Source organism: Polaromonas sp. P1_G4 (assembly GCF_056405475.1).
Genome location: NZ_JBFUCA010000123.1, coordinates 1 through 9,632 on the forward strand (window position 1 = coordinate 1; position 9,632 = coordinate 9,632).

The 9,632-nt window shown below is 61.2% G+C and carries 11 protein-coding genes and 1 pseudogene; 11 read left to right on the forward strand and 1 reads right to left on the reverse strand.

Going from position 1 to position 9,632, the window contains the following annotated elements:
• The 11 genes from AC1D1X_RS08370 to tolA all read left to right on the forward strand — a co-directional run.
• Positions 1–642: hypothetical protein (locus AC1D1X_RS08370; RefSeq protein WP_477698126.1), on the forward strand; the 642-nt coding region annotated here is incomplete at its 5' end.
• 54 nt (positions 643–696) lie between these two features.
• A complete protein-coding gene (gene ribD / locus AC1D1X_RS08375; RefSeq protein WP_477668968.1) occupies positions 697–1,797 on the forward strand; it encodes a bifunctional diaminohydroxyphosphoribosylaminopyrimidine deaminase/5-amino-6-(5-phosphoribosylamino)uracil reductase RibD in 1,101 nt (366 codons plus the stop codon).
• A 240-nt stretch (positions 1,798–2,037) separates the two neighbouring features.
• Positions 2,038–2,688, forward strand: a complete 651-nt coding sequence (locus tag AC1D1X_RS08380; RefSeq protein ID WP_477668967.1) for a riboflavin synthase — start codon at positions 2,038–2,040, stop codon at positions 2,686–2,688.
• Positions 2,689–2,691: 3 nt separating this feature from the next.
• Positions 2,692–3,798, forward strand: a complete 1,107-nt coding sequence (gene ribBA / locus AC1D1X_RS08385; protein WP_477668966.1) for a bifunctional 3,4-dihydroxy-2-butanone-4-phosphate synthase/GTP cyclohydrolase II — start codon at positions 2,692–2,694, stop codon at positions 3,796–3,798.
• 38 nt (positions 3,799–3,836) lie between these two features.
• The gene (gene ribH, locus AC1D1X_RS08390; RefSeq protein WP_477698127.1) at positions 3,837–4,301 is read left to right on the forward strand and encodes a 6,7-dimethyl-8-ribityllumazine synthase; all 465 of its coding nucleotides are present in this window, start codon (positions 3,837–3,839) and stop codon (positions 4,299–4,301) included.
• A gap of 38 nt (positions 4,302–4,339) precedes the next feature.
• The gene (nusB, locus tag AC1D1X_RS08395; protein ID WP_477668965.1) at positions 4,340–4,855 is read left to right on the forward strand and encodes a transcription antitermination factor NusB; all 516 of its coding nucleotides are present in this window, start codon (positions 4,340–4,342) and stop codon (positions 4,853–4,855) included.
• Positions 4,856–4,880: 25 nt separating this feature from the next.
• Positions 4,881–6,077, forward strand: a complete 1,197-nt coding sequence (locus AC1D1X_RS08400; protein ID WP_477668964.1) for a pyridoxal phosphate-dependent aminotransferase — start codon at positions 4,881–4,883, stop codon at positions 6,075–6,077.
• 115 nt (positions 6,078–6,192) lie between these two features.
• A complete protein-coding gene (gene ybgC / locus AC1D1X_RS08405) occupies positions 6,193–6,627 on the forward strand; it encodes a tol-pal system-associated acyl-CoA thioesterase (protein WP_477668963.1) in 435 nt (144 codons plus the stop codon).
• Positions 6,628–6,640: 13 nt separating this feature from the next.
• Positions 6,641–7,333 carry a protein TolQ gene (tolQ, locus tag AC1D1X_RS08410; protein WP_457280238.1) on the forward strand — a complete coding sequence of 231 codons (693 nt, stop codon included), beginning with the start codon at positions 6,641–6,643 and terminating at the stop codon, positions 7,331–7,333.
• 106 nt (positions 7,334–7,439) lie between these two features.
• Positions 7,440–7,880 (forward strand): biopolymer transporter ExbD, encoded by a 441-nt coding sequence (locus AC1D1X_RS08415; protein ID WP_477668962.1) that lies wholly within the window; start codon positions 7,440–7,442, stop codon positions 7,878–7,880.
• A gap of 268 nt (positions 7,881–8,148) precedes the next feature.
• Complete coding sequence (gene tolA, locus AC1D1X_RS08420; protein ID WP_477668961.1) at positions 8,149–8,790, forward strand: cell envelope integrity protein TolA; 642 nt, start codon at positions 8,149–8,151, stop codon at positions 8,788–8,790.
• A 60-nt stretch (positions 8,791–8,850) separates the two neighbouring features.
• On the opposite strand, the pseudogene dnaE reads toward tolA, so the two are convergent.
• Positions 8,851–9,632: pseudogene (gene dnaE, locus AC1D1X_RS08425) on the reverse strand (DNA polymerase III subunit alpha); the annotation flags it as partial.

Consider the following 9,632-nt stretch of genomic DNA (forward strand, 5'->3'; position numbering starts at 1 on the left):
CAGCCGCACCAACCGGTGAAACATAAGAAGGAAAGACGTTTTTCTCAGCACAACCGCTGGGTGATTGCGGCCATTGCTTCCCTACTCATGCACGGTAGCGTGCTGTTGTTCGTATCGCAATCCATCGAAAAACCCGGAAAAACTGCAACTGCGGCACGTCCGGCGAATCACAGCATGGTCGTTCGGGTCATGACCGAGCCCAGCAATGCTGCTCAGGCAGAACCCACCGAGTCCATACCGCCTGAAAAGCTTGCGGCAACTATCAAACCAGCGCCTGCTGAAGGTTTGGTTGCCCCCGGCCAGGAGCTTTCTTCCACCAGCCCGAGAAAGCCCGGCATGTCTGATGTTCGTTTTTTTGACATTGAAGAGGTCGACCAGCCGGCCCTTCCGATGCTCGACTGGAACTTTCCGGACAAAACTGCAACAAGCCTGAAACTGCGTCGTCTGGTCATAGAAATATGGATTGCAGAGGATGGCCGTTTGCTGGATATGAACATCATTTCTTCGAGACCAGAAATCAGCCGAAGCCAGCAAGCCGAAATCATAGAGGCGCTTATGCAGACGAAAATGACCCCCGCGACAAGGCAAGGGAATATAGTCGCCAGTCGCAGGGTGCTGGAAATGGGCTTTGCCTCAGAATGAAATCCCTGACCCTACAACCTTTCAGCTTAAATCTGCCCCGTTAGAAAATCCATCATGAACCCAGCGATGCTGCAGACCTTGCGTGTGGCCGAAGAGGCGTTGTATCTCAGCGCGCCAAACCCTCGCGTAGGTTGCGTCCTGACCGATTCAGGTGGAAGCAAAATTTTGGGAACTGGCCATACCCAGCAGGCAGGCGGCCCCCACGCCGAAATCATGGCCCTGCGCGATGCAGCGAATAAAGGCCACTCGGTCAAAGGCTCCACCGCCTATGTCACCCTCGAGCCCTGCTCCCACCACGGACGAACAGGCCCCTGCTGTGATGCATTGACTGCCGCTGGCATCAAAAAGGTGGTCGCCTCGATAGCGGACCCCAATCCGCTGGTGGCCGGCCAGGGATTTGAGCGCCTGCGGGCCGCCGGCGTCGAGGTGGAGGTCGGGCCGGGCGCCGAGGAGTCCAGGGAACTGAATATCGGCTTTTTCAGCCGGATGATCCGCAAAACCCCCTGGGTCCGCCTGAAAGTTGCCGCTTCGCTGGACGGCACCACGGCGCTGGCCAACGGTCAGAGCCAGTGGATCACCTCGCCTGAGGCGCGGACAGACGGCCACGCGTGGCGGGCCCGGGCCTCCGCCGTGCTGACGGGCATCGGGACCCTGCTGGAGGATGACCCTCAGCTGGACGTGCGGCTGGTGGAAACGCAGGTGCAGCCCTGCCGCGTGATTGTCGACAGTCTGCTGCAAACACCGCCTGGTGCCAGGATATTCCAGTCAGGAGGTCCGGTGTGGATCTACACCGCCACACGAGGCTCGCCACAAGAAGCCGCGCTGGTCGCCAAAGGTGCGACGGTCACCTGCCTGCCCGACGCCCGGGGAAAAGTGGATCTGGCGGCCATGATGAAAGACCTGGCGCAGCGCGAAATCAACGAACTGCATGTCGAAGCCGGCAGCAAGCTCAACGCATCGCTGATCCGCAGCGGGTTGGTGGATGAATTCCTGGTTTACCTCGCGCCCAGGCTGCTTGGGCCTGGCCAGGGCATGGCTGCCCTGGAACCCCTGCAAACGCTCGCGAACGGGCTCCAACTCCAGTTCCTGTCTACCGACAGGGTCGGGCCCGACCTGCGTATCGTCGCTCGCCTGGCGGGCCGGGAAGCTTTCTAGCGCAATGGTGGACATCGGTCTTCCCTGCGAACGCTCGCAAAACACCCATATCCGCTATCAAAACAATAGCTGCTTGCGCCCGTAACCATTGGGTTACGGCCATTTTCCCTTAGATATAGACGTCTGAACCGGCCCACGCGTGCCTGCACAAGCCTTGTGAATCACGGCTGAACACCCTCTTTTCCGGGCCTTTGGCGCTGTCTGCGCCGCCGCGCCCGGATTCCCTGCGAAAATGGCACCATGTTTACCGGAATCATTACCGGCTTGGGGCGCATCGTCGCCATCCAAAGCCTGGGCAGCTCTTCAGACCACGGCAAGCGCCTCACCATCGAGGCGCCTGCGGGTTACCTTGATGACGTGGGCCTGGGCGACAGCATCGCGCTCAACGGCGCATGCATGACGGCCACAACACTGGACCTTCCCCTCAATCGCTTCACCATCGACATTTCCGCCGAATCCCTGGCCAAAACCACCGGCTTGGCGGAAACCGGCCCCATCAACCTCGAAAAAGCCCTTCGTGCGCACGATCGCCTCGGTGGCCACATCGTTTCAGGCCATGTTGACGGCATTGGCAGCGTGACGCATTTCGCCCAGGTCGGCGAAAGCTGGGAGCTGCGCATTCGCGCCCCGCGCGAGCTCGGMAAGTACCTGGCCTACAAGGGCTCCATCACCGTCAACGGCGTGAGCCTGACCGTCAACCGCGTCACCGACCTGGCTGGCGACGCGGGCGGCACGGAAATCAGCATCAACCTCATTCCCCACACCGTGCAGAACACTGCACTGAGCCGGCTGGCCGCAGGCTCCGACGTCAATCTCGAGATCGACCTGATCGCGCGTTATGTCGAGCGCATGCTGGGCGACACCCATAACAACATCCTAAAAAAGCCCTGAACCATGACCACAGCCATTTCCCCTGTTGAAGACATCGTTGCCGACATGCGCGCCGGCCGTATGGTCATCCTGATCGATGAAGAAGACCGTGAAAACGAAGGCGACCTTGTGCTGGCGGCAGACCACGTCACGCCCGAGGCCATCAACTTCATGGCGCGTTTTGGCCGCGGCCTGATCTGCCTGACCCTGACCCGCGAGCGTTGCGAGCTGCTGCAGTTGCCGCCCATGGCCACGCGCAACGGCACCAAGCACTCCACCGCCTTCACCGTTTCCATTGAAGCCGCCGAAGGCGTGACCACCGGCATTTCAGCCGCCGACCGCGCCCGCACCGTGCAGGCCGCCGTGGCCAAAGACGCCAGGGTCACCGACCTGGTCCAGCCCGGCCACATCTTTCCGCTGCAGGCTGTCGATGGTGGTGTGCTGATGCGCGCCGGCCACACCGAAGCCGGATGCGACCTGGCCGGCATGGCCGGCTGCTCACCGGCCGCCGTCATTTGCGAAATCATGAAAGACGACGGCACCATGGCCCGGCTTCCAGACCTGCTGGTATTCGCGGCGGAGCACGGCCTGAAAATCGGCACCATCGCCGACCTGATCGAACACCGCAGCCGCAACGATTCGCTGGTGGAAAAAATCGGCAGCCGCACACTGCAAACCGCCTTTGGCGAATTCACCGCCCATGCCTTCCGGGACAAACCCAGCCAAAGCCTGCACCTGGCCCTGGTCAAGGGTGCGTGGTCTGCCGATGACGTCGTGTCCGCGCGGGTACATGAGCCTCTATCGGTGCTGGACGTTCTTGAAACGGGCCGCTCCATGCATTCGTGGAGTCTCGACCAGAGCCTCAAACACATCGCAGAACAAGGCAGGGGCGTTGCCGTGCTGCTCAATTGCGGTGAAAGCGCGGCGCAATTGCTCGCCCAGTTTGAAGGCACCGCGCGCGCCAGCCAGGCACCCGAACGCGGCCGCATGGACTTGCGAACCTACGGTGTGGGCGCACAGATTTTGCGTGAATGCGGCGTGCACCGGATGAACCTCATGGGTAACCCGCGCCGCATGCCGAGCATGACGGGTTACGGCCTTGAGATCGTGGGCTATACCACCAAAGACTAGTCACTTCGTTCCACAAAAATCAATCAAAGGGATACACCGTGTTTGGAGCAGAAAAAGGTTCAGGCGACAAGCTTGACGGCAAAAAACTTTCCATTGGCATCGTGCAGGCGCGCTTCAATGAAAGCATTACCAATGCGCTCGCAGAAGCCTGCAAACACGAGCTGTCCGCGCTGGGTGTGCAAGAGGACAACATCAAACACGTCAAGGTGCCCGGCGCACTGGAAGTCCCTGTTGCATTGCAGGCCTTGGCCGAAAGCAACAAATACGACGCGTTGATCGCCCTCGRTTGCATCATTCGCGGTGAGACCTACCATTTCGAACTGGTGGCCAATGAGAGCGGCGCCGCCGTCACGCGCCTGGCGCTTGACTACCAGTTGCCTATTGCCAATGCCATACTCACGACGGAAAACGTCGCACAGGCTGAAGCCCGGCAGGTCGACAAAGGGCGCGACGCCGCCCGCGTTGCCGTCGAAATGGCCAACCTGATCAATGAAATTGCCTGAGCGCCTGCTCCTGCATCCCTTAACCTGACTGGCACTTCATGGCAGACCCCATCACCAAACCCAAACGCCCGCCCCAAACCCGCACCGGCCTGACCGACACCGGCGTCAAAAAGGCGGCGGACAAATCCGCCCGCACGCGCGCACGCGAGTTCGCACTGCAGGCGCTCTACCAGCACCTGGTAGGCCGAAACGAAGCGGATTCGATTGACGCGTTTACCCGAGACCTCGTGGGTTTTCACAAAGCCGACTCCGCCCACTACGATGCGCTTTTGCATGGCTGCATCGAAGGCGCGGCAACGCTCGATGCAAACATCACGCCCCTGCTGGACCGGCCCATGGCCGAAATATCGCCGGTGGAGCATGCTGTGCTGTGGATAGGCGCCTATGAGTTCACCCACTGCCTCGATGTACCCTGGCGTGTCGTGATCAACGAGTGCATCGAGCTTGCCAAAGCCTTTGGCGGCACCGACGGCCACAAGTACGTCAACGGGGTCCTGAACAAAATGGCGCCCTCGCTGCGCGCCGTTGAAGTCGCTGCCGACAAATCCCGATAGGGGCTCGCCCCGTGAAAGGCCAGCCTTGAAAATCGCCCAGCGGGCTCAGCGGATTGAGCCCTTCTATGTCATGGAGGTTGCCAAAGCGGCCTCTGCGCTGGCGCAGGAATTTGCGCACAGCGCATCGCCCATGATCTTCCTGAACATCGGCGAGCCCGACTTCACGGCGCCGCCTCTGGTGCAACAGGCCGCAACCCGTGCCATTGAACATGGCACCACGCAATACACCCAGGCCACCGGCTTGCCGGCACTGCGTGAGCGCATCAGCGGCTGGTACTCCTCCCGCTTCGGGGCGCAGGTGGCGCCCAACCGCATCATCATCACCGCGGGCGCCTCCGCTGCCTTGCAACTGGCCTGCCTGGCCCTGATTGAGGCGGGGGACGAAATCCTGATGCCCGACCCGAGCTACCCCTGCAACCGGCATTTCGTCAGTGCGGCAGAAGGCAATGCGGTGCTGGTCCCCACCACCGCCGAAGAACGCTTTCAGCTGACCCGCGAAAAGGTGGAAGCGGCATGGAACTCCAAAACACGCGGCGTGCTGCTGGCTTCCCCGTCCAATCCCACGGGCACCTCGATTGCACCGGAAGAGCTGCAGCGCATCCACGAATTTGTGCACAGCCGCGGCGGCATCACGCTGATCGATGAAATCTACCTGGGCCTGAGCTACGAAGAGCACTTCGGCCATTCGGCGCTGGCCATGCCCGGCGAGCTGGGCCACAGCGTGATCAGCATCAACAGCTTCAGCAAATACTTCAACATGACCGGCTGGCGCCTGGGCTGGCTGGTGGTGCCCGAAGCGCTGGCGCCGGTGATCGAGCGCATCGCACAAAACCTCTTTATCTGCGCCAGCACCGTGGCCCAGCATGCCGCCCTGGCCTGCTTCGAGCCGGAGAGCCTGCAAGAGTACGAACGCCGCCGCGCCGAATTCAAGGCGCGCCGCGACTACTTCATCCCCGAGCTCAACCGCCTGGGGCTCACGGTTCCGGTGATGCCGGACGGCGCGTTTTATGCCTACGCCGACTGCACCGCCGCGGCCGCCAGACTGGGCGTCAGCGGCAGCTGGGACTTCGCCTTCGAGCTCATGAACCGCGCCCACCTGGCCGTCACGCCGGGCCGTGACTTCGGGCATGCGGCACCCGAACAGTTCGTACGGTTTTCCACAGCCAACTCCATGGACCAATTGAAGGAAGCCATCGCCCGTCTGGAGGCTGCCCTTGCCTAGTCAGAGGACGATCAAGTCAAACGTAGGCGGAAGTCCTTTCAAGCAGGGGCCGCGGGACTGGCTTCGCCAGACCGCAGGCGCAGCGGCCCCCTCGGGGGGCAGCGCATTACACGAAGTGAAAAGCGTGGGGGCCACATTCAGTTGGCCCGTGAGGGTGTATTGGGAAGACACCGACGCCGGCGGCATTGTTTTTTACGCGAACTACCTGAAATTTTTTGAACGTTCGCGCACTGAATGGCTCAGATCACTCGGTGTTGAACAACAGCGCCTGAGGGAAAGTACCGGTGGCATATTTGTGGTGGCAGAAACCAGCATCCGCTACCATCGCTCTGCCCGCCTGGACGATGAACTCATTGTTACGGCAAGCCTGGTCGAAGCAGGCCGCGCGTCCATGATAATCGGGCAGCAGGTGCTATTAAAAACAGAGCAAGAAGAGGGACTGCCACCCGTCCTGCTCTGTGAAGGAACCATACGGATTGGCTGGGTCGACGCCGCCAGCCTGCAGCCCAGGCGGATTCCTGCTGCCATTCTTGACAGCCTAAAAACTTGAGCAAAGCTTCAACATGAATCAAGACCTCTCCATCGTCAGCCTCATCCTCAATGCCAGCTGGGTCGTTCAGGCCGTGGTGGCGCTGCTGGTGGGCGTGTCCATTGCCAGCTGGGCCGCCATCTTCAGGAAGATCATTGCCCTGAAAAAAGTGCAAAAGCTCAATGATGAATTCGACCGCGAATTCTGGTCGGGTACGAGCCTCAACGACCTTTTCGCCGGTGCTGCGCAAAACGCCAAGCACTCCGGCCCCATGGAACGCATTTTTGCCAGCGGCATGCGTGAATACCAGAAGCTGCGCGAGCGCCGCATCACCGACGCCGGTACCCTGCTGGACGGCGCGCGCCGCGCCATGCGCGCAAGCTACCAGCGTGAGGTGGACGCGATCGAAGCCAATCTCTCCTTCCTTGCCACCGTTGGCTCCGTCTCGCCTTACGTCGGCCTGTTCGGCACGGTCTGGGGCATCATGCACGCCTTCACCGGCCTGGCGGCCCTGGAACAGGTCACGCTGGCCACGGTGGCACCGGGCATTGCCGAGGCGCTGGTCGCCACCGCCATCGGCCTGTTCGCCGCCATTCCGGCCGTGGTGGCCTACAACCGCTTCTCGCATGACATCGACCGCGTTGCCAACCGGCTCGAAACCTTCATCGAAGAGTTTTCCAACATCCTGCAGCGCAATCTGGGCGCCCAATCACCCTCCGGCCACTGAAATGTTGGCCCCCACGCTTTTCACTTCGTGTAATACGCTGCCCCCCAAAGGGGCTGGCCTTGCTCGGGGCGGCCCTTCGCTGCGGCCGTCCGTCTAGGAGACCGCCATGCCAGCAGTCAATTCCCGCCGCGGCCGCAACCGGCGCACCATCAGCGAGATCAACATGGTGCCGTTCATCGACGTCATGCTGGTGCTGCTCATCATCTTCATGGTGACCGCGCCGCTGATCACGCCCAGCATGATCGCGCTGCCCAAGGTCGGCAAGGCGCCCAGCCAGCCGCAAAATCCGGTGCAGATCCTGATCAGCAAGGATGAAACCGTGCAGATCAAGATCAAGACCGACAGCGTGCCCAGCAACGTGCGCAACGTCGCAGCTGACATCGCCCGGCTGGAGCCGGCCGTGAAAGCCGTCGGCGCCGAAGCTGTGCCCGTGGTCATCAGCGCCGACAAATCGATCAAGTACGAAACCGTGGTCCAGGTCATGGACAATCTGCAAAAAGCCGGGGTGTCGCGCGTAGGCCTTTCCGTGCAAACCGGCAACAAGTAGCCGCCCGCAACCCGCCATGCCCAGCGCCGCAGACCGCCTCGAATTCGGACCGCCCCGCGACAGCGGGTCGTTGCGCGCATTCGGGCTGGCCCTGCTTGCCCACATCCTGCTGATGGCCGCGCTGACCTGGGGCATCAACTGGAAGCACAGCGACAAGGCCGTGTCGTTCGATGCCGAAATCTGGTCCAGCGTGCCGCAGGCGGCGGCGCCCAGGCTGGTGGAAGCCCCCACCCCACCACCGCCTCCACCCGCGCCCCCAACACCGGAAGTGAAGACACCGCCGCCAGCGCCCAATGTCGACATCGCGCTGGAGCAGGAGAAAAAGCGCAAGCTGCTGCAGCAGCAAAAAGAAGCCGAGAACCAGCAGAAACTGAAACAGGAAAAGCTCAAGGCTGAGCAGTTGGCAAAGAAAGAAAAAGAACTGAAGGCCAAAGAAGAGCAGGCCAAGCGCAAAGCCGCCGAAGACGCCAAAAAGGCCGAAGCGAAGAAGCAGGACGCGAAAGACGACGAGAAGCAAAAGCTGGCTGACGCTGCGGCGAAAAAGCTGCGTGACGAAAACCTCAAACGGATGATGGGCCAGGCCGGCGCCACCGGCGGCGCCGAGGCCACTGGTACGGCTCAAAAGGCCAGCGGTCCATCGGCAAATTACAAAGGACGATTGGCCGCTTTGTTCAAGCGCAACATCACCTTTGCAAATCCTGAAAGTATTCAGGGAAACCCGAAAGCTATCGTCCAGGTGAAAGTCTCTTCCACAGGACTTATCATGAGTTCAAAGCTGAGCAAATCCAGTGGAGTGCAAGCTTGGGACGAGGCCGTTCTCCGGGCTGTAGAGAAGGCAGAACGCATTCCTCCAGACGAAAACGGCAAGGTGATTACAGACTTTCCCGTTGAATTCGGACCCAAGGACTAAGCCAAGCGCTACCTTTTTTATAGCTGCTTGCGCTCGTCTCTATTGGCCTAGAGGCCTGTTTCACTCATAAACAATCTGCACCAGCCCCTTGTCGGCCTGCGCCATCCAGCTGGCCAGTGCGGCATCGGTCGGGAAGAATTTGGCTGCCTCCCCCAGATGAAGCTCCGCTGCCACGCCGCCCGCCTCGCCTTGGCGCCTGAGGCTCAAGCGCACCGGCAAGCCGCGGCTTAGCTCTCCCTGGTCTGACATCTCGCGGCGCGGCGGGAAGTCCCTGACCAGCCGTGAAATATCCGGCGTGGTGCCATTGACCGCCACTCGCAGGTACTTGCCAAATTTGCAGCGGGCAGTTTCCAGGTCCCAGACCTGCGTGACCTTGAAGCGGCGGCCGAAGCGCTCCGACGCGCCCTGCAGCGTGCCCTGCACGATCACCAGTTCGTCGTCCTTGAGCAGGTTGCGGTTGGCGTTGAAGGTCGTTTCGTCCACCGAGGCTTCAAGCACGTCGGTCTTGTCGTCGAGCTTGAAAATGATCAGCTTGCCGCGGTTGCCGTTGATAACGCGCAGGTCGCTCAGAATGGCAGCCAGAAGCTGAGGTTCGCGCGAATCGATCAGGTCCTCGATCTTGCGTTTGGCGAACTGGCGCACTTCGGTTTCGACCTCGTCAAACAGGTGCCCTGAGAGGTAAAACCCGATCGCCGTTTTTTCCAGTACCAGCCGCGCCTTCACACCGAAAGGCATGGCCTCGACCAGCGCCGGCTCCTGGGTGCTGGCCGCGTGCGAGTCGGACATGTCGAACAGCCCGCCCTGGTTGGCGTTGGCTTCGGTCGCGGCGGCGAATTCAAAGG